Source organism: Candidatus Kuenenia stuttgartiensis, from assembly GCF_900232105.1.
GTDB lineage: Bacteria > Planctomycetota > Brocadiia > Brocadiales > Brocadiaceae > Kuenenia > Kuenenia stuttgartiensis_A.
Genome location: NZ_LT934425.1, coordinates 1 through 19,968, shown reverse-complemented (window position 1 = coordinate 19,968; position 19,968 = coordinate 1). Strand labels below are relative to the sequence as shown.

Here is a 19,968-nt window from a genome sequence, read left to right as displayed (position 1 = left end):
GCGATTTATTTAAAGAAGGGTAGATTGCCATACGCCTGTTCTCCTGGTCTTTTCTTCCCATGGCGCTCTCTTATGCGTTTTAGTGAGAGAAGTATTTGATGCCCAGACTTTGCTCAAATTGCCACGGTTTCTTGTGATATTTTTCTGTGGTGTTATCCGACCTGTCTCATCCCTGCTAACAGCATTCTCATCACCTTTCAGGCAACAAAGCCGCTTTACTGAAAGTATGAACGGAAAAATTATTTTTATCATAACAAGCACGGGGGCATTCCCGATTTTTTGTAAATATAAGTAAAAAAATAAGGTTTTTTGGAAGATGAATAATAAAATTTATTGCAAGGGTGGTACAGGCATTCCTGCCTGTATTCCGCAAAGGCAAAATGCCTGCGCCACCCATCTATTGATACCTGGATTGTATATTAAATTTTAGGGGAATAAATACTTTTAGCTATAAACAATTAGTAGAGACACGCCATGGCGTGTCTCTATGATGCTTACCTGTCTGCGTACGTTTCCGAAGGTAGCCAGACCGTCCCGGTCTGGGAGAGTCGCCTGTCTGCGTGCCGGGACGTATAGGCAAGGCCGCTTGTGTATTAAATATCACAAGCAGGATGCTTTTGTTACATTGTGCAGACAGTTTCAAAAAATCTGGAATGTACCCACAAGCACCTTGACCTTGACATTCAGGTTTTCAATTCATATTATATCAAGATAATTTGATATATATTTATGAACACTATCAAAACCCAACAATTTGCCAAATTACTAAAAGCGTTGAGCGGTGAAATCCGTCTCAATATTATTTCGTATCTTGCATCCGGCGAAAAATGCGTGTGTCATATTTATAAATATTTTAAACTTCCGCAAAATCTTGTTTCTCACCACTTGGGAATTTTACGGGGAAGCGGTCTCATTAAAGACCGTAAGGAAGGTAAATGGGTCTACTACTCACTAAATGAAAGAAATATAGAAAAAGTAACAATTTTTTTACAAGAGATCGTGCAGAAAAAGGGAGAAGAAAAAGAAGAAGATAGCTGTTAATTTGTCGGTTTACTTAAAACAATAGAACGCCAAAATGAGTGTGTTGCATTAAATGAATTTCACACGACGAAACATTGGCTGTGTATGAGAGAAAAGTGGTAACAGTTTATATTTTTTAAAAAAGCAAAAACGCTTGTTCCCAAGCTCCACAGACTGGACCAAAAGAACTTTGTTGTCTTAAAGGTGGGGACAACTCCTCTCATTATGCCTGTTTTCGACCTTATTTAGTGCTGTTTTCCCATAAAAGTGGAGAATGCCTGTCGTAAAATAGGATAAAATTGTCCATTTGACCCGGTCTGTGGAGCTTGGGAACGAGCGGAAGAGCCGGAGCCTGGAAACGAGAGTATTATTTAAAATGCTAAACGAGTGCGTTTTTCGTATTTCGTGCTTGTTTAGTTCTGGCTATGCTAGCTTAGGATAAATAGCTCCGTCAGGAGGAGCATCCCTTTTTTTGTAACCGTTTGTGTGATTGGGGTAAAACAACGCTGTCAGGGGTTAATTCTACTGTACGTTTCATTAAAACATGGCAGAAGTCATAAAAAACCGGAAATGTACCTGGATCAACCCTGCAAAGGCATGAAAGCTGTAAGGGATGTGGTAAGCCTGTCCCCCCGCTGGCGGGGGATTAAGGGGTGGAATTGTCTGCGGAGCGTGGGAAAGAGGGTCAAATTTATTTTCATAATAAAGAGGTAGTTGAATCGATGGAGAAATCCAGTCCACCCCCTGCACCCCCGCCAGCGGGGGAACATAGCTTGAACAGGAGCATACTTCCATATCATGGGTCATGGGTTGATCTCTTCAGGAGCGAACTGTATATGACTGACAGGGAGACAGCCTTCCCCTGCGGTAGAGATGTAAGATTTTGAGCACGTTTTTTTAAAAGCGAAAGAGTAGCGAAGAGTGAAAGAGATTCCCGAAAAAAAATTATCTGTTTTTGAGAAATATTTAACACTCTGGGTGTTGCTGTGTATCGGTGCAGGCATTGTTTTGGGGAAGACGGCGCCGGGGGTTGCCTTCAGGTTAGATTCCCTTGCGGTATATGAAGTTTCTATTCCTATTGCCGTTTGCCTTTTTTTTATGATGTATCCTATTATGGTGAAGATAGACTTTGCGGAGGTTATAAAAGCAGGGAAGACCCCCAGACCGGTTATTCTGACCATGGTTATAAATTGGTGCATTAAACCGTTTACGATGTATCTCATCGCAACATTCTTTTTAGGATATATATTTAAAGATTATTTACCCGGCACAGAAATTATTAAAGACGGAAGCACGGTAGATATTTATCGTTCATATATATCCGGAGCTATCCTTTTAGGAATAGCCCCCTGTACGGCAATGGTTTTAATGTGGGGATATCTGGCAAGGGGCAATGACGGGCTAACCCTTGTTATGGTGGCAATAAATTCTTTGACCATGTTGGTTTTTTATGCCCCGCTGGGTGGTTTCTTATTAAAAGTGAACAAGATGCCTATCCCCTGGGAAACAATAGTGCTATCGGTTTTAATTTACGTTGCCCTTCCTCTGGTGTCGGGGTATTTTTCCAGAAAATGGATCATCAAAACGAAAGGGTTGGTGTGGTTTCAGCAAAAATTCTTACACTTCTTAACGCCCGTATCTATAACAGCGCTTCTGGCTACATTGGTTCTTTTATTTTCATTCAAGGGCGATGTGATTATTACTCAGAAACAAGCGATTCTTTTTATAGCAATCCCCCTTTTTATTCAAACCTGTTTTATCTTTGCAATAGGTTATGCGTTAGCAAGATTTTTCCGGTTAGCCTACAGGGATGCTGCGCCTGCTGCAATGATTGGAGCGAGCAATCATTTTGAAGTGGCGATTGCCACCTCAACAATGCTTTTTGGCCTATCGTCAGGGGCATCTTTGGCCACTGTTGTGGGTGTATTAATTGAGGTGCCTGTGATGCTCATGTTGGTTAAGATATGTCTTAAAACACAAAATTGGTTTAAATAACAGGTGCACGTCCTAAGGATTTGAAAAAGTTATACTTCAAAAAAGAGAGAAAATGAAACGTTCGATACAGAATATTGTTATTGATGCGATTGCCTTTGTTGGTTTTATCCTCTTAACCACCACCGGTATGTTGATGCACTATATCCTTCCTGCCGGGAGCAGGCGTTTTAAGACTATTTGTGGAATGGACAGGCACGAATGGGGTAACATCCATTTTTGGATTTCAGTCTTCTTCTTATGCTGTTTAGCGGTACATTTGTTTCTTCATTGGCGTTGGGTAGCGAATATTTTTATTGGCAAGTCACATGAAAGGTCAGGGTTACGTGTTGCATTGGTGATTATTGGATTCATAGGTGTGCTGGTATTTGCAATATCTCCTCTGTTAAGTCCGGTAAATGAAACAAATGTAGAAAGACAGGGGTGTGATTTATGTTTATCGCAGGATCATAAGAAGATTCAAGTACGGGGTGCAATGACATTTACCGAGGTCGCAGAAGAGTCGGAGGTTTCTGTTGAATATATTATTGAAAAACTTGGCCTGCCGGAAGATGTGGACAAAAAGGAACACTTAGGCAAATTGAGAAAAGAGTATGGATTTGAAATTGAGGATGTACGGCGCATTATTTGTGAATATAAAACGAAGCACCCATGAACGAATGTTCACACCAGTTTAGGATGAACGTATTGATGAATACGGTATTGGGAAGGGTATATTAGGAGATTAGGAGATCAGAAATGGGACCAAAACGCATGGTTATTATTGGCGCAGTAGCATCCGGGACAAAGACTGCCGCAAAGGCACGGAGAGAAGATCCGGATGCGGAGATAACGCTTATTACCGAAGAAGCGGATATTTCTTACGCTGCATGCGGCACGCCGTATTTTATCTCAGATATAATAAAGGATAGTTCCTCTCTCATAATAAGAACGCCTGATTATTTTCTCAAAATGTTGAATATAAATGTTTTGACGGAACACAGGGTTGAGGCAATTAATCCGGGCGGCAAGGATATTGCCGTCAGGAATCTCAAAACAAACAGTTCTGCTTTCCTCCCATATGATTTTCTTGTTTTGGCTACAGGCGCAAAGCCTTATGTTCCTGAGTGTGAAGGGGTAGAATCCGGGAATATATTTACCTTGCACAATATTAAGAGCGCAATGCGTATTAAATCGGTGTTGCAACAAAAAAAAATAGGGCACGCCATAATAGTAGGCGGTGGATTTATTGCATTGGAAATAGCTGAGAGCCTGATGGAATATGGAATAAAGGCCCATATTATTATTCGCCGCGAGCATATACTTTCTCACATTGACAAAAACATAGCGCTCCTTGTCCAAAACCATGTCAGGGCAAAGGGCGTGCATATACATGAAGATGATGAGGTGATAAAATATGAAGCCGATTCAGAAGGCAACGTTTCAAAGGTAATTACAAAAAAACAAACGCTTCCGGCAGAAATTGTGGTGCTTGCGACGGGAATTAAACCGAACGTAAGCCTTGCAAAAAATGCAGGAATAGCCATTGGACAAACGGGTGCAATACAGGTAAACGAAAGGCTTGAAACAAATATTCCCGATATTTATGCCGTTGGTGATTGTGTTGAAACGACACATATGGTAACAGGAAAACCCGTGTGGATACCTCTGGCGACAACAGCAAACAAGCAGGGGCGCATTGGCGGAATAAATATTTGCGGAGGAAACGATACCTTTCCCGGAGTGATGGGAACGTTTATTGTAAAAGTATTTGATTGGACAGTTGCTAAAACCGGCTTATCGGAGAAAGAGGCAATCAGGAATGGATTTGACGTCGTGTCTGTTATCGTTCCGTCCCATGACAAGCCCCATTATTATCCCGGTTCAAAGCTGATTATTGTTAAATTAATAGCAGAAAAGGGGAGCGGCATTTTGCTTGGAGCTGAAATTGCCGGGGAAGGTGTGGTTGACAAAAGGATTGATGTTGTTTCCGCCGCTTTGATGGGAAGGGTTACCGCCGGACAACTTTCAAAATATGACCTGTCGTATGCCCCGCCATATTCATCTCCTATGGACCCGCTTATAACGGCCGCAAACGTTTTGCGAAACAAGCTAGAGGGGAAAATCCAGAGCATATCGCCGCTTATTACTAAACAAAAGCTAGAGCGTAAGGATGATTTTGTTTTATTAGACGTCCGTACAAAGCATGAGCACGATAAAGGCCATATTGAAGGCAGCCTTCACATTCCATTAAACGAACTGAAATCAAGAAGCGGCGCATTGGATAAAACAAGAGAAATCATTACTTATTGCGGCGTTGGTTTAAGGGCGTCACAGGCTCATTTACTTTTAAAAACCGAAGGGTTTGAAAATGTAAAATTTATGGAAGGTAGCTTGTTGGCATGGCCTTATGCAATTGAAAAATAGAGTTTCTGCCAGGAGCATTCCCGATTTTTTGTAACCGTTTGTGTGATTGGGGCAAAACAACGCTGCAAGGGATGTGGCAAGCCTGTCCCCCCGCTGGCGGGGGATTAAGGGGGTGGAATTGTCTGCGGAAGAAATCTGGGAGGTTTATAACATGAATAGCCATAAGTTTTTATTCTCATTCCTGCGCTCTGCGGGAATGCATGTCACGAAACAGGATAAAATTGCCCATTTGACCAGTCTGCGCAGCGTGGGAAAGAGGGTCAAATTTGTTTTCATAATAAAGGGGTAGTTGTATCGACGGAGAAATCCAGTCCACCCCCTGCACCCCCGCCAGCGGGGGACATGGTTTGAACAGGAGCATTTCAAATTCTTGGCTAACTAATTGTACATTGTACCACAAACATCCTGCTTGTGGTATTTTACCCTCAAGCTTGAAGCTTGAGTTACTATTCTTCCCCTCTCCCCGCTAATGGCATTTTTACAAAAAATCGGGAATGCTCCCGTTTCTGCCTGAGATTTATGAATTACAATTTACGATTTGAGATTTGAGATCTAAATCGTACTTCGTACTTCATAAATGAATTACGATACAACGTTTTTCATTATGCCTTTAACCCACCCCTTAATCCTCTCCCAAGAGGGGACTTTCCAAATTACCCTCTTGGGAGGTAGCAGTGGGGGTAAGCAAGCTTTTCAGGTGTCGCCTTCTTCCCTCTTAAAAAGCCAGAAGGTGGTTATTCCGGGAATGAGTGCTTTTAAGAGAACCCTTAACCTGCCGGCTGCGTTGAAGGCCTGGAGGTCGTTGATTTCAAATTTTTCTATGGTGGATTCAGTGAGAAGCCAGTCTTTGTAATTGTCATTGTATTTGAACCCCAACACCTCCTTATTACGAACCCTGGGATATTGCGTATAATTTTCCAATACCCACCAATAATAATTTTTCAGGTAAGTATGGTTTTGTATGTCCGCATCTTGTAACGCCGCAACCATAAAATCTATCATCACCTCCCAAATAGCCCCCCATCCGTGATATTCGTTTTTGCCGATAAGGTTCCATGGAGAAAGTATTTTTGGATCGATTCCCCTGTTTTTTTCGGCAGGCGTTAGCAACAGTTCGTAGCCATTTCTATTTGCAAGCATGGGATTGGCAACGGTAAAACCGAGGCTTTCACCATTTCTATCTATGATTGCCAGCCCACCCAGGGATAAGGGAAGCTCTACCGGCAGTATCAATTCTTTCTCTATGTGTTCCTTTCTCATAGACTTTGTAAATGCCTCAAAGCCCAAATCGCTATGCATGATAGGAATCGGATTTTTATCTTTATCGAGTGCCATGGCGTATGTGTGAATGCCGTTGGGAAAGGGATTTCCATCAGGAAGAAAAAAATTATCTGGCAGAAGCTCAAATTGATATTGCATACTGTTTTCCCATTTCCGGTCATCTAAAAAATCTTCTGCCGTAAACCATACCCTGCCTTGTCCGTGTTCCCTGAGATAGTAGCCAATCTTCATTTTTTTCAGGTCCTGAATTGATTTTTCGTGGTTTTGCGGGTCGTTGTAAAAACTTTTTAAACGGGTACGCCACTCTTCTAACGAGTATGAAATCTCAAACTTTTTTTTGGTCCGTTCAATAAGGGTCGTAATTGTATTACCAGGCGTACTGGTGATTGTATGAAGAAGTGTTTCTGTAGGTTTAAAACAATGGTTTGGATAGAGAGCCTGAATTTTATTCAGGAAAGCTAAAAGGATTTCCCTTTTTTCTTTGTTTGTGCTGAATGATTCTAAAAGGCGGAGTAGATGGGGAACCCATACGGCATTTACATCATAGGAATATGTGCCTCTTGAAAAACTATTTACCGCATCCCTCCAATTGGCGGAACTGGGGTCGTTTATTCGCTTTAATGGGACAAGGTCATTGTTTTCAATAAGGGTAAGTGCTCTGTTTAAATTACGAATGATTACCGTCGCATTGTTGATAAAAAATGTCTCGTCTGGTGCTGTACAATGATAGCGATTTTCGCTGTCTTTATGGTTTAAAAAATCTTCAATATCCTTGCAACTCATTTCGTTTAACAATTCAAAAGTTGAGATAGCTACCAAGAAATCGGTATCGGTCATACGATAGTCGTAGTGGGCTTCATTTTCTTTCAGGACGCGGGAGTCTGTTTCGTGAGCACCCTCACCCGACTGGTTTGAACGGTTTAAGAGTTGTTGCACTATTTTTTGCTGAACAAATATAGTAAGAAACGGTTTGAGCAACAAATGGGTAAAGACGGTATCCCTGCCAAAATAGGTGAGATAGGTAAACGCTCCTGCCAGAATCATGTTGTTCGTGATCAAAAATGAAAGTGAACGGTAAGAAATTTCAAGCATATTTAAAAGGCTCATGATCTTTTCATCTATCAGACCCGCCATAGTTTTGGCATTTTGCAAGCGGTTGATATATTCCATGCTATCATTTTTAAATATGCCTCTTAACGGGAATGCTTTTGGGCGATAGTGCTGTAATGTTGTATTTACCGTGAGTTCTATATCTATCTTTATTGAGGAGTTTGATTTTGAAGGTATTATTTCAAAAAAAGGACACAGGATTTCGATAATATAAAGGTCTTTTTTAGAAGCATTCAAATATCGTTTGTATCGATGATGTGGGGCGCCTGATTTTGCATGGTCATCAGCTCCGGAAAAGCAAAGAAGACGCAACTGCTTTTCCTTAAACCACTCAGGGCTTTTTTTAAATATATCGTTAAGTAATTCCCAGCCTTTTTCTTCTTTGCTGATATTATTTTTGGCTTCCTCGATGACAAAATAACTCAACACCAGAGGATGTTCGGCCTCTTTTATGATTATTTCTTCTTGTATGCCTTCCACTATTATCTTAAGCCGGTATGTTTCCCCAAGGATATTCTTGCTGAGGGTAAGAGATACATTGTTTTTATGTCTTTCTATTTTATAGGAGGGAATGATGGGGAAAAGACCGTATGAGTCGTCCTCTAAATATCCGAAAATATCTTTTAGCGCCCGGATATCCGCATTATCCTCAATCATTCTTTGCATATCTCTCAAACTACGTCCATCTCCCAGATAAACGGAAAAGGTAACAGGGTTGTTTCCTGTCACATTCAGACTGAACGAATCAGATATCCCGTAAGTAATACTATTTTTAGTATGAGGACATTTAAGGGGAATGAGTTGAAAATCGCCTTTTATTGATTCCGGGAAAAATGGTGCAATAATGAATTGCGCAATAATGTTTTTGAATGATGCTAATAACAGTTCTGTCCGGCTGTTTTTGTTTCGAATCCTCTTTCCAAATACCCCGGTTTCTGCGTCCATTTTTAAAACCGTTTGCGGTGAAATCCATAACGATTCGTTGAAGGCCGGGAAAATTTCAGAGGTTTTTGATTTCGGAAACAGGAAACTATTGTCGTTTAGGAAATGTAGTATCGTTTTCGGAAATGCGCCTTTTACATCACTGACGGTTGATTGTTTCAGGAGTGACGCGAAAGAATGGCTATTATTATGTAAGGTAAACATTGGGATTTAATATGGAAAAACCTAAACCGGTAGAAGATATATTACTGGAAGCAAACGCGGCCCTTAGTGTTATAAACCTGACATATGACCAGATGAACAGGGAGCATGTTGCTACAAAAATACAACTGCAGAAATTAGCCAGAGAATTAGAAACAAAAAACAAAAGTCTCCAAAATCTTGCGAATATCGATGGATTGACGGAGGTGTATAACCATCGTTTTCTGCAAGCATTTATTGAAAAAGAAATCAACAGATCGAAACGAAAACAGACTAATTTCCGCCTGGTATTGATAGACGTGGATAATTTTAAAAGTTTTAATGGCTTATATGGACATCAAACAGGCGACTTCATTTTAAAGGAACTGTGCAAACTGCTGACGTTATGTTTGCGGGAATATGATATCCTTGCCCGCTATGGAGGCGAAGAGTTTGCCATAGTTTTAGCTGATACAAAAGTGGACGCAGCCGTTATTGTTGCCGAAAGGATGCGTGAAAAAGTAGCGAAACATACATTCATAATAAATAACATGAAATATAATGTTACGGCAAGTTTTGGCATCGCTGAAATTGCGCCACACGTTGATACATTAAAACGAAGCGATCTCACAGACAACGCAGACAAGACATTGTTAGAATCAAAGAAAAAAGGGAAAAACAGGGTTACCGTCTGGAGACAAAAGAAAAAGTGGTTCAGATAATAATAATAGCATTACTTTGTTAAAAATTAAGCGGCGATTTTTTTCTTAAATCGAGCGGATTTAATTTTAAAATATTCTTGTGAGAGTTTTTCGTTCTTTGATAAAGCGTTTGTTGATGAGAATTCAAGCAGGGAATTGATTGCTTTTTTGAATTCATTAAAGGTAGAAGGTTTTGTTTCTATGATTTTATCCAGATAAGCGTTTTGTTTTATCCAGTAAACGAATGTCCATGAGATCAGACAAATATTCCAATATCGCTCAATCTTGTCAATGTGCCTTACCTGATAATGATCGAAATAAAAAGTATCCTTCAATTCCTTGAAACAGTGTTCAATACCCCAACGCAACAGATAGTTTGTGATAACCGTTTTTACAGAGGCGTCGAGTTGATTGGTGATAAGGACATGATATTTTTTATCATCTTCCTTGTTCCATTTTCCCAAAATTACCACAAACTTCAACGGGACATTGCAACCATTCAGTTTGGCGTCAAACGTGTAGGTTTTATAGGAAACTTCACTTCCATCCGCGGATTTTAAAGTAACATACTTGGTTTTGTCGGCATAATGCTTTTTGATGAGGGTCACGAGCTCATCTGGTTTGATTATGCAATATTTTTGTTTTTCCGGATGGTACATGGAGATATTTCTGTTTGATTTTATTTCTGAAAAAAAGTGTTTCTTTTTTGCGTGAATATGTTCGAGAAACCGTTGAGAGGCATACCATGTGTCGAAGGCAATAGCTGAAAAATCAAAGACGTTAGAAGCAGCATCAAACATATCCATTGCTATTTGTATTTTGTCTTTAAATTTGGGATCATTTTTCCCTTCCCCGAACTCATCGGCAGGAAGGTAGGGAATAACATCCAGGGGAAAATGTTTTGTTTTTGAGACAAATGCCGCGCCAACAACAACATTGCAGGTTTCCGGCCTTTTAAGCGGACCGCAATATTGCCATTTGGCTGCCTCTGTATTTTTAGCATAGGGCTTTGGACATCCGGTATCATCTATGGTAAGGATGCTGTCTTTTGTCAATGCCGTGGTTCTTTGTTTTTGGATAATGTCCATTCTTTTCTGCTTTAATGCGGGTAAATCCCATTTGGATTCAGAAAAGAAGTATTGAAATTTCTGGTAATCCGTATGAACGGCTTGCGCCATGGCCTCCAGTGAATTTCTTTTATAGTCTTTAAACATTGCGTAGACAACAAGTAGAAACATTGCAAATTGTTTTTTAGTAAAACACGATGCAAAATGTTCAAGAAATTTATTTAATAACGGTATGTTTGTTCTGAAAATACTCAAATCCTTTGCTCCGGTAATTGATTGTGTAAAAAATTTACAAGTGCAATTAATACCGGAAGTAACGAGCAAAATCAAGAGTAAATATTTGTCGCAAAGCATTGCTAAGTCATAAGTTGTGGCCGACTCGACTTACGACTTAAAAATATTTTTTCAGACGCTTTCTTTAACAAAGTAATGTAATAGTAGGAGCAGATGCTTCGTCCCTACACGGCTATGGCATGATTCGCCAAAACCTCACGGCATGCATGAAACACATCGTTAGCGCTTATCTTTTTCATGCATATCATGTTATCGCAGTTTCCTTTGTAACAAGGAGAGCACTCAACATGGGCGACCAGCGATTTCCCTCTGCCATAAAGGTCGATTTCCTGATAACAGGTAGAGCCAAAGAATGTGACAGTGCATTTTCTTAATGCAATAGATAAGTGCAGGGCAAGGGTATCTCCGGTAACGATGAGATGACATTGATTGATCAATCCCATAAATTCTTTCAGGTTGTGATGGCAACCGCTGTCAATAACGTTCGATGTGGTTCCGGAGGCGATTTCCTGATTTCTTTCCACTTCTTCAGGCCCGCCTAAAAGTAATATTTGAGCATCTAGGTCATTTTGCAATTTGTCTGCGAGTTCAACAAAACTTTGGATTTCCCATCGTTTTGTGGCGAATCTTTTTCCAGCTCCGGTGTTCAGGCCGATAAGTAATTTCCCAGGATCAATATTAAAATTGCTTAAATAATTTCTGGCGTACATATTATATTTATCGGGGAGAGTGATAATATACTCTCCGTAGTTTTCAATAAACCCGAGTGCTTCAAATATAAGTTGCTGGTAGGTCTTTGTGTTTTGCCGGAACTTTAGTTCGTCAGAAACACCCAATCGCAGCAAATGATTTGCTTCCTTGTTCAAGGAATAAATGTGTCCTGTACCGGAGAGGGCGAAACCAAGTTTGACGTCGGCCTTGACCATTGCAGCAAGGCTGGTGGCAGTCGCATCTTTGTCAAGACATATCAGTAAATCAAATATTTCAACTTGTAGACGCAGGGTATTTTCAAGAGTAACGAATAATAAACGATCGATAAAGGGATTATCTTCCAGCACAGGCAGTGAGGAACCATCTGTTATCCATGTAATATGAGATGATGGATATTTTTCTTTCAAAACAGGAAGAATCGGCGTAGTTCTTAATACATCACCGATGGCCGCTAATTTTATAATCAAAATCCTTTTCCCCATTGAGGCGTATTTTGCACAGCTTGAATCAATGGGACAATCAAGTTTAAACCTGCATGGTTTCTCGGAGGCAAAAAAACGGCAATCAAAATCTTTTGACATCATAATAATTTTCTTAATAATATGAATAATCTAAATTTGTACATAATCTAATAAACAGAGTCTATCGTAAAAACAGCTTTTCTCTTTTTGTCATAATTTTATATCTCTTATTCAACTTATTTTTACTTTTTGAACTAATTTCCTTTGTTCTTATAAATTTAATTACTGTACTATCAATCTCATTACGGGGTTCCGGTATAAAGTAATTTTGAGAGAGTTCTTCCCAATCTTTGTCCCTGATTGTTGTTAAGCCATCTAAAAACCAGCTTACCCAGATATTTCCAATTTTTGAGTTTGGATTTTCTCTTAATAATTTAAACTGCGCATTTTTAATATATTTTTCATCTATATCAAAACCAATATAACTCCTTCCTATGCGCTTTGCAGCTACTACTGTTGTCCCGGTTCCAACGAAAGGGTCGAGAACAATATCGCCCTCGTCAGTTGACATCAAAATAATCCGTTCTAATAAATGAATTGGAAGTTGGCATGGATGTTCGTCTCTATATTTATTGTGCTTTATTCTATGAATATCTGTCCAAACATCAGAAATAAGTGGCCCAAAAGGATGAAGTCCGGCTTTTTTCCCACCGTAATCCTTTAGCAAATATTTACATTTTCTGCAACGTTTATGCGGATAGCGGATTTCGTAAAACTTGTTTTGCTTTGCATCCTTTGCATAATACAGAATCCCATAGTGAGATGGTTGAAGTGTTTTTCCCATAGGACCTGATGAAGCATCCCACGAAATCCAATGTTTGAAGTCTGTTAATTTATTAAGAAAAGCCGCGTAATATGTTAGCCATTTTGGGATATTATGCACAAAAATTGAGCCAGTAGGTTTTGTAACCCGTACCATTTCACTAATCCATTTTTCACACCAGTTCAGATAATCTTGAAATTCAAGGCTATCTTTGTAACCATTATATTTCTTTTTTAGGTTAAATGGTGGATCAGCAAAAGCAATGTCAATATAGTTGTCTGGAATTTCTTTTAATAAGTCAAGGCAATCACCTTGCGTTACTTTATTTAGATATTTTTCAATCATTTTAATCCAATCTAAGATTCCAAGTTTTCACAGCAATTTCTGCAAGAAAAGCTTGTCTGTTTATTATGGTATCTTTATTCCATTCTGTGAAATTCTTTTCTATTTCATTCGTAATTTTAATTTCGGACTTTTTATAATTTTCTTTCTTCTTCTTAAAAGATTCATTTTTTTGGTTGCTATTATCTTTTTTACTCATAACCGTAAGATTTCCCAATCTATTTGAATATTCATCCACTTCTTCAGAAGTAAAGTTCGGCCATTCACCTTGTTTTGGTTTCTTTGGTAAAATATGTTCCAAGTCAACAACGTTTGGGTCGCTATTTACTATGCACTCTGGATTGCCATTTCCTTTATATTGATTTTCAATAGCTCTCAAATAATACCTCGCAAATTTTTCTTTGCTCAAAGTAATTGTCAATAATCTTTCTTTGAATTCTGAGTCGGAAGGAATAACCTTTAATTTATCACGGAATTCTTTAGCAGTTTTGATTGTATTATTGTATATGTTTTTAGCTTTTTCTGCGTATTCACTTTCTAGGGTTCCACCTCTTAAAGAACCAGTAATTAAATTTCTTACAACCCAACTAACAATTAATTTCAAAGATTTCTCCACTTCTTTTTTGTCATCAAATCTTTTTAAAATTGATAACACTAATGGTTTATATGGTTCCAATTCTAAGTAATTAAGGGTTTCAATATAGTTTTTGCTATGCTCAGTGTGCTCTTTCCAATAATTATCTTTGTGATTGTTTATTGCTATATACAATTTAGTATCATCGTTAAGCTCTTTGACAAAATCTCTGACATCCGTTGGTGATTTCTTTGAATCGCTAATTGATTTATACAGTTGTTTATTTTCCGGTCTTGTCAGTCCATTTCTTGACGACCAAAAATGTTTAATATAAATAAGTATTGAGGATTCTCCCAGCGCGTCTTCAATTTTAGCAGTCATTTCTATCCACATAAATTGAACTTCATCAAAGTAATCACCTGCTCTGCTAAAAAGATAATTTTTAAGTAAGTCGGTTTGCGCCAAAACTAACCCTCTGTCATTTAATGTTTCAAAGAGTGTAAAAGCATTTGATTCGCCTGGAACTATAATGGATACAACTTTCAGTTTATCCAAAATAAAATCTTTCCAATTGTGCACTTGAGTTTCTGACAATGCAGATAAAGTTTTTACTTTTTTTGTCGATTCATCCTTTGCTGTAACTATTCTAAAATGCGAGCCTTTTGTTGGCTTTTCATCTATATTATCTACAATATATTTTTGAAAAAATGTTCTGTCTTGATTCCCTAGTTTTAGCTTGGCAACATTTTCTTCGTTCCTAGTGTCATAATTGCTAATAAAATCAGTTTGAATAGAATTGGCGGATTGTGATTTGCCATTATTGAAAAAATAATTTCTTATAGCTGACAAAAAAATAGCTATTGTAGTAATTCTTTGTTGTCCATCAACTATTTCTAATTCTTTGGAGCCTTCTTTCTGTGATAAAACTACAGTTCCCAAAAAATATTCACTCTCATTATTGTCAATGGCTTTTGACAAATCCGAAAACAATGATTTAATGTGCTCGTCTTCCCACTTGTAAGCTCTTTGATAATTTGGCACACTAAATTGATGTTCCTTTATTAAAGCACCAATACCTTTTATTTGAAAATCTATTTTACTCATTTCCCAAATGTTTCCTCTATAAGTTTCTCAAATCTTGCCAATTCATCTTTATGAAAAGTAAAGACATCTTCATATGCTGCTACCATTCTTTTTAAATCACCCTTGCGAACATACCAACCAATTCCATCTATAAATCCTATAAACTTTGCTTGTGGATAATGTTCCTTGATAAGCAAATCAATTGATATTTCCGTTTTGGATTTATCGCCTTGTCCAGAAGATGTTGTGACTAAAAATGAACTCTCAACTATGATTCTTGGATTTTTTTTGCTGGGTATAATAAAATCCATTGTTCTTTTAGTTGAATGGGCGTTTTCAATAAGTTCGCTCAAATCACCTTTTTCAAAAAGAATATTTAAATTGTTCAATAAAGTTTCTATTAAAGTTTCTGGATTCTTTTCCTTCATACCGGAATACGATCCTTTCTCTTTATATCTGATCAGTGTATCTATCATTGAAGGAACATCAAATTTTAATTTTGAAATACTGAGTTTTTTTAACTCAAAAAGAGGAATGGTATTTGACAAAAACGGGATGGTTGACCCTTCAAAGAAGATATTGACGATTCCTTTTCGGAAATATTCATTTGTGGTAAGCATTTTTTGAATTTTTTCATCTGACCATTCTTTGATTGTTTCTACAGGTTCATTTTCACACCACTTATCTTTAGAGACAAGCCTTGAGAGTTCAGGATTATTAACCACGCGGATAACTGTTGTTAATCGTTTCAGGTATTCATTTGAGAAACCCGTTAAGGCAAGTAGCGCCCTCAAACCATTTTCTTTCTCACCAATAAGACGCTCAAACTGAACCTTTTTCAGGCCTTCGTTTTCTATTTCATTTTTCAACACAAGCAGTGTTTCTTTGATGGAGTTTAAATAACTTTCATATTTTTCTTCAAAAATGGGATTAAAAAAATAAAAGGTGTTCTTTTTAATAACAATTTGGCATTTTTCATCAACTGATTTCATAAGGTATTGTGGTTTAAATAGTTTTCTCAAAAAATAAGATATATTCGTCTTTCATTGTATTGCGCATACCCTTGATAGGTTTCAAAACACTTTTAACTAAATTTAACCTAAATTTTTTACAAGATTCGATAATTTTATTTTCCAACCGAATACCTCCAGTTTGGTTCGTATTCGAGCCTATAATCATTATGAAAAATTTCCCCTTTTTTAATACACGGGAAATTTCAGCACAAACGCTTTCCATATCACGAAAATAGTTATCCAAACGCGCAGTTTTATTTTTTCCAATTAGCCCAATCATTTTTGATTTAAGTGTGTCTGTATCACATCCCAAATAATTTAACTGAACCTCATCGTTTTTTACATAATCTATGGCAAATGAATATGGTGGCGAAGTAATAACTCCATCAATAGAACCATCATTCAATTCCAGTTTTAAAGCACTTGAATTATTTAAAACGTTTACTAATCCAATTTCGTCTTTTTTGTAAAAGGGGTTGCATGAAAAATCGAACAATGTTTTTATATATCGATGTAATACTCTTTCGAATAACTGTTCGTGACTGGATTTAGAAACCCTCATCGAATAACCCATAGCATCTAAAAAGGCAAGTAAAGCTAAATTATATATCTTTAATTTATCCGCATCTTTTATTTTTTTTAATTGAACTGAAATATCTTTAACACTAAAAAAATCAAATATTTTTTTTACTTGCGGAAAAAGTCCATTCAATAAATCGACATTAATTGTCAATGCCTCAAATTTTGTCTTTGTCATAAATTGGCAAAATGGACTCTGGTCAACCGCATAAGAATTAATTCCCATTAAAGCTGCTTCGATATTAGCGGTTCCACTTCCACACATTGGATCAAGAATAAATTCGCCTTTTTTAATGCCAAGAATATTTATCAACCCTTTAATTAATTGAGGATGAAATTTACCACGATAAGGAAAAAGTCCATGAGTTGCATAACCAGTTGAAAACTGGCCATTTTCGAAATAACTTTTTGTTTGTACAGATCGATCTTCAGAAAGCGCCGATGATTGCACCGAATAAAGTTGAAAATGTTTAGTTAAGCGTCCATTCACAGATTGAAAAAAGGCGCTTCGCTCTATTAATTCGTCTTTACTCAAAAGATTATATTCTAAATTGGCTAATTCCAGTTCAAACAATTCATCAACAGAAGGCAGCAGTTTAACATCACTACCAAATAAAGTATTAGAGATTTCAGGTATCTGATAAAACAACTTATTCACAAATCACCAACCATTATAAAAGCCAATTAGCCAATAAAACTAGTGCTGAGCTTGTCAAAGCATCAGGCCAAAGTAATTAAACAAACAATCAAAACCATCAGAATTATGTTATCAATCAGGCGTGTCTTACCAATCATGACTGCCAGGGCGACAACGTTTCCATTTCTCACTTCCGTCACTGCCTCAAGTGTTTCGGGATTGACTATTGAAAGATAATCTATCCGGGCTGATTTACAATTATTAATAACCTTTTCCATTTCCAATTTAATTTCTCCGGCATTATTTTCGCCTGCATTCACCATATCCTTTGCCTTTATCAGCGCCTGATACAAACACCGTGCGTCTTTCTTTTCTGTCTCGCTGAGATAGGCATTTCGTGAACTTAGCGCCAATTCTTCCTTGTCCCGCACTGTTGGAAGTACTTTTATATTGACATCTAAATTTAAATCGGCAGCCATTCTACTGATAACAACTGTTTGTTGGAAGTCTTTTTGACCGAAGTAGGCACTGTCGGGTTGTATGAGATTAAATAATTTCAGGACAACAGTGGCAACGCCTCTGAAATGTCCGGGACGCGATTTACCGCACAGTTTGTCCTCTAAATGCTCTGGAACAACTGTTGTACAGAATCCGTCAGGATACATTTCCGACGCTTTTGGGTTAAACACAACATTCACACCCTCTTTTGAAAGGAGCTCGCAATCAGTGTCAAACATCCGTGGGTATTGAGCAAAATCTTCATTTTTCCCGAACTGTATGGGATTGATGAAAATACTCACAACCACGGTATCATTTTCCGTCCTTGCCTGTCTTATCAGACTCAAATGGCCTTCATGTAAAGCGCCCATTGTAGGTACAAAACCAATGAGCAAATTATTTTTCTTTGCCGCTTTTACTATCGACCTGATTTCGTCTAAAGAGCTTGTTATCTGCAATAATATTCACCTGTGAATTGTTAAAGGGAGGTTGTATGGGGTATTTATTCTTAAGCAGGCATAGCTAGAACCAAATATGCACGAAATACAAAATAAGCAAAACAAAAGGCGGAACCAGAGATTGCACAGATTAAAAAATTAAATATTCGGATTCCAGCATTAAATATTTTGTCAAAAAGCACGCACTGACGAATGGAAGTGTGCAAAGAAATTACTGATAAGGTACTGATAAGATAAAAAACAAATCGACGTTAATTGTTTTTGCAGGTCGGTTTTTTTTAATATTGCGGGTTATTTGGAGAAAAAAAGCAACAAAGGCAGCATGAATTCTTTATACAAAGACCTGCAAACTAGTTATAGGTGTGAAAAGTCTAGCAAAGATCAAATACAAGTGCAAGTGTCATTATTCATTATGACGTATTGTAACGATACGGGGAAACAAACTCATTTTAGCAGCAATGAGTAATGAATGTGTATATCGGTCGTCATGTCGCAAGTGCGACACCCTAAAACGATGAAAATGTTTAATTTTTAGACAGTCGACGGTATTTTCGAGCCAGTCATCATGTTGCGTTAGCAACACCTGGAAACGATCAAATTTGTTTTATAACCATATCATGTTGTAGTATCTGTACTTAAACTATTTTTTGTAGTCTTACTTCCGAGTCGGAAATGTTTGGCATTTTTGTTTCTGTACCGGTTCAAATGTATAGGGCCATCCAAAAGGTATCAGCTTGTCATTGTAAGGGGCCTCTCCGCTTGTCATTGCGAGGGTCTTTTCCGAAGCAATCAGTATACTACGAGTATTTCGTGACGTAAGAAACGCCATATCGCGGGAGAAGCAAATTAAGGGTGGCTCAAGGGCTAAAAAAATAGAATAATTAATGGAATGAATACAGGATGGAAGGATCTCTATGACGGTTTATGAGATTGTTTCGGAAAAGACCCTCGCAATGACAAGCGGAGAGGTCCCTTACAATGTCAAGCTGATACCTTGTAATGACAAGCATGTGGTATTGGTATGATGGATAGAGCATCGGATTTCTAATCCACTTCCGCTTGTAATGATAAAATAAATCACCAGCCATTAGTCATCATGTTGCATTTACAACACCCAGAAACGATGAAAATGGTTTTATAGCCATATCATATTGCGGTACCTGTGCTTGAGCTATTTTTTGTAATCTTATTTTCGAGTTAGGAGAAAAAGAATAAAAAGGCAAATGGAAGAGTAAAACATTTAAACTTATTTACAAAACAATGCACATGCAATAAACACATTTGGAGAGGTAATTGTATGAGAGATAATAAGGGGTGTATTGTCTTACAAATAAGGTATTAACGAGAAGAAACCATACAAAGGGTGAGGAAAGCTACTGACATATTATCCACAATCAATTTCCCGGTTTGAGAGGGTAGAGAACAGGAACTGTGCGCAGGATAATTTGATGAGCGACTTTGGGGGGTAAATGTATATCGCGAAGGCAAAGCAGCGGTAATATGATGTACTGATACGACTTATGGAACCTCAAATACAACGGCGGTAAAAAAATGTGGCGGGGAGGTGAGAGAAAAAAAATTATTTTCATCTTTTTGAAGAAGCGGCCGATTTTTTTAACTATGTGATACCTGCAAGGGTTGCATTCGTTTCAGTGGTATGCCAAAAATTTTGGGTAAAAAAAAGCACCGGTTTTTTTTTGACACGTAAAAACTCTTCTGATACTATCTCAATCCTTCGCGTACGATTGCGTATTCACAATCCAACCAAAACAAACAACAAAAAATTAGGAATCACA

Annotated in this window: 16 protein-coding genes; 5 read left to right on the top strand and 11 right to left on the bottom strand. The window is 37.9% G+C overall.

The genetic code is table 11. The features are described from left to right. Nucleotides 1-9: 9 nt before the first annotated feature. Nucleotides 10-261, bottom strand: a complete 252-nt coding sequence (locus KSMBR1_RS20515) for a hypothetical protein (protein WP_164995041.1) — start codon at nucleotides 259-261, stop codon at nucleotides 10-12. A gap of 468 nt (nucleotides 262-729) precedes the next feature. On the opposite strand from KSMBR1_RS20515, the gene KSMBR1_RS00080 reads away from it, so the two are divergent. After that, nucleotides 730-1,041, top strand: coding sequence for an ArsR/SmtB family transcription factor (locus KSMBR1_RS00080; protein WP_099323503.1), 312 nt, complete (start codon nucleotides 730-732; stop codon nucleotides 1,039-1,041). 516 nt (nucleotides 1,042-1,557) lie between these two features. On the opposite strand, the gene KSMBR1_RS00075 is transcribed toward KSMBR1_RS00080, so the two are convergent. Continuing rightward, nucleotides 1,558-1,827 carry a hypothetical protein gene (locus KSMBR1_RS00075; protein ID WP_099323502.1) on the bottom strand — a complete coding sequence of 90 codons (270 nt, stop codon included), beginning with the start codon at nucleotides 1,825-1,827 and terminating at the stop codon, nucleotides 1,558-1,560. A 123-nt stretch (nucleotides 1,828-1,950) separates the two neighbouring features. Between KSMBR1_RS00075 and arsB the strand changes: the two genes are divergently transcribed. The 3 genes from arsB (at nucleotide 1,951) to KSMBR1_RS00060 (ending at nucleotide 5,418) form a co-directional block, all read left to right on the top strand. Continuing rightward, entirely contained in the window at nucleotides 1,951-3,015 is a 1,065-nt protein-coding gene (gene arsB, locus KSMBR1_RS00070; protein WP_420886577.1) for an ACR3 family arsenite efflux transporter, read from the top strand. 52 nt (nucleotides 3,016-3,067) lie between these two features. After that, nucleotides 3,068-3,667 carry a DUF4405 domain-containing protein gene (locus KSMBR1_RS00065; RefSeq protein WP_099323500.1) on the top strand — a complete coding sequence of 200 codons (600 nt, stop codon included), beginning with the start codon at nucleotides 3,068-3,070 and terminating at the stop codon, nucleotides 3,665-3,667. Nucleotides 3,668-3,750: 83 nt separating this feature from the next. Beyond that, nucleotides 3,751-5,418, top strand: coding sequence for an FAD-dependent oxidoreductase (locus KSMBR1_RS00060; protein WP_099323499.1), 1,668 nt, complete (start codon nucleotides 3,751-3,753; stop codon nucleotides 5,416-5,418). Between the two features lie 175 nt (nucleotides 5,419-5,593). Here the strand turns inward: KSMBR1_RS00060 and KSMBR1_RS20510 are convergent, their stop codons facing one another. After that, nucleotides 5,594-5,779 (bottom strand): hypothetical protein, encoded by a 186-nt coding sequence (locus KSMBR1_RS20510; protein WP_157775531.1) that lies wholly within the window; start codon nucleotides 5,777-5,779, stop codon nucleotides 5,594-5,596. Nucleotides 5,780-6,111: 332 nt separating this feature from the next. After that, on the bottom strand, nucleotides 6,112-8,955 hold the full coding sequence (locus tag KSMBR1_RS00050) for a hypothetical protein (protein WP_099323497.1): 2,844 nt from the start codon (nucleotides 8,953-8,955) through the stop codon (nucleotides 6,112-6,114). Between the two features lie 11 nt (nucleotides 8,956-8,966). Between KSMBR1_RS00050 and KSMBR1_RS00045 the strand changes: the two genes are divergently transcribed. Continuing rightward, nucleotides 8,967-9,653: a GGDEF domain-containing protein gene (locus KSMBR1_RS00045; RefSeq protein WP_157775528.1), complete on the top strand. Its 687-nt coding sequence runs from the start codon at nucleotides 8,967-8,969 to the stop codon at nucleotides 9,651-9,653. 26 nt (nucleotides 9,654-9,679) lie between these two features. Here KSMBR1_RS00045 and KSMBR1_RS00040 read toward each other — a convergent pair whose 3' ends face one another. The 7 genes from KSMBR1_RS00040 to panC all read right to left on the bottom strand — a co-directional run bounded on the left by KSMBR1_RS00040 (nucleotide 9,680) and on the right by panC (nucleotide 18,172). Continuing rightward, entirely contained in the window at nucleotides 9,680-11,053 is a 1,374-nt protein-coding gene (locus KSMBR1_RS00040) for an IS701 family transposase (protein ID WP_099323495.1), read from the bottom strand. 104 nt (nucleotides 11,054-11,157) lie between these two features. Beyond that, entirely contained in the window at nucleotides 11,158-12,288 is a 1,131-nt protein-coding gene (locus KSMBR1_RS00035; RefSeq protein WP_099323494.1) for a glycosyltransferase family 9 protein, read from the bottom strand. 58 nt (nucleotides 12,289-12,346) lie between these two features. Continuing rightward, nucleotides 12,347-13,333, bottom strand: coding sequence for a DNA-methyltransferase (locus KSMBR1_RS00030; protein WP_099323493.1), 987 nt, complete (start codon nucleotides 13,331-13,333; stop codon nucleotides 12,347-12,349). 1 nt (nucleotide 13,334) lies between these two features. Then, entirely contained in the window at nucleotides 13,335-15,008 is a 1,674-nt protein-coding gene (locus tag KSMBR1_RS00025) for a DUF262 domain-containing protein (protein WP_099323492.1), read from the bottom strand. Continuing rightward, nucleotides 15,005-15,979 (bottom strand): DpnII family type II restriction endonuclease, encoded by a 975-nt coding sequence (locus KSMBR1_RS20505; RefSeq protein WP_157775522.1) that lies wholly within the window; start codon nucleotides 15,977-15,979, stop codon nucleotides 15,005-15,007. Before KSMBR1_RS20505 ends, KSMBR1_RS00025 begins: the two co-directional genes overlap by 4 nt. A 13-nt stretch (nucleotides 15,980-15,992) precedes the next feature. Next, nucleotides 15,993-17,237 carry a DNA methyltransferase gene (locus KSMBR1_RS00015; RefSeq protein ID WP_099323491.1) on the bottom strand — a complete coding sequence of 415 codons (1,245 nt, stop codon included), beginning with the start codon at nucleotides 17,235-17,237 and terminating at the stop codon, nucleotides 15,993-15,995. A gap of 62 nt (nucleotides 17,238-17,299) precedes the next feature. Then, entirely contained in the window at nucleotides 17,300-18,172 is an 873-nt protein-coding gene (gene panC / locus KSMBR1_RS00010) for a pantoate--beta-alanine ligase (protein WP_099323490.1), read from the bottom strand. Between the last annotated feature and the right edge of the window lie 1,796 nt (nucleotides 18,173-19,968).

What these genes read in the sequence shown, in the direction of transcription:
- KSMBR1_RS00080 (WP_099323503.1), top strand. Translation starts at nt 730, where the DNA reads ATGAACACTATCAAAACCCAACAATTTGCCAAATTACTAAAAGCGTTG.
- KSMBR1_RS00050 (WP_099323497.1), bottom strand. Translation starts at nt 8,955, where the DNA reads ATGTTTACCTTACATAATAATAGCCATTCTTTCGCGTCACTCCTGAAA.
- KSMBR1_RS20505 (WP_157775522.1), bottom strand. Translation starts at nt 15,979, where the DNA reads ATGAAATCAGTTGATGAAAAATGCCAAATTGTTATTAAAAAGAACACC.
- KSMBR1_RS00025 (WP_099323492.1), bottom strand. Translation starts at nt 15,008, where the DNA reads ATGAGTAAAATAGATTTTCAAATAAAAGGTATTGGTGCTTTAATAAAG.
- KSMBR1_RS00075 (WP_099323502.1), bottom strand. Translation starts at nt 1,827, where the DNA reads ATGACCCATGATATGGAAGTATGCTCCTGTTCAAGCTATGTTCCCCCG.
- KSMBR1_RS00040 (WP_099323495.1), bottom strand. Translation starts at nt 11,053, where the DNA reads ATGCTTTGCGACAAATATTTACTCTTGATTTTGCTCGTTACTTCCGGT.
- KSMBR1_RS00030 (WP_099323493.1), bottom strand. Translation starts at nt 13,333, where the DNA reads ATGATTGAAAAATATCTAAATAAAGTAACGCAAGGTGATTGCCTTGAC.
- KSMBR1_RS00060 (WP_099323499.1), top strand. Translation starts at nt 3,751, where the DNA reads ATGGGACCAAAACGCATGGTTATTATTGGCGCAGTAGCATCCGGGACA.
- KSMBR1_RS00045 (WP_157775528.1), top strand. Translation starts at nt 8,967, where the DNA reads ATGGAAAAACCTAAACCGGTAGAAGATATATTACTGGAAGCAAACGCG.
- KSMBR1_RS00035 (WP_099323494.1), bottom strand. Translation starts at nt 12,288, where the DNA reads ATGATGTCAAAAGATTTTGATTGCCGTTTTTTTGCCTCCGAGAAACCA.
- KSMBR1_RS20510 (WP_157775531.1), bottom strand. Translation starts at nt 5,779, where the DNA reads ATGCTCCTGTTCAAACCATGTCCCCCGCTGGCGGGGGTGCAGGGGGTG.
- KSMBR1_RS00065 (WP_099323500.1), top strand. Translation starts at nt 3,068, where the DNA reads ATGAAACGTTCGATACAGAATATTGTTATTGATGCGATTGCCTTTGTT.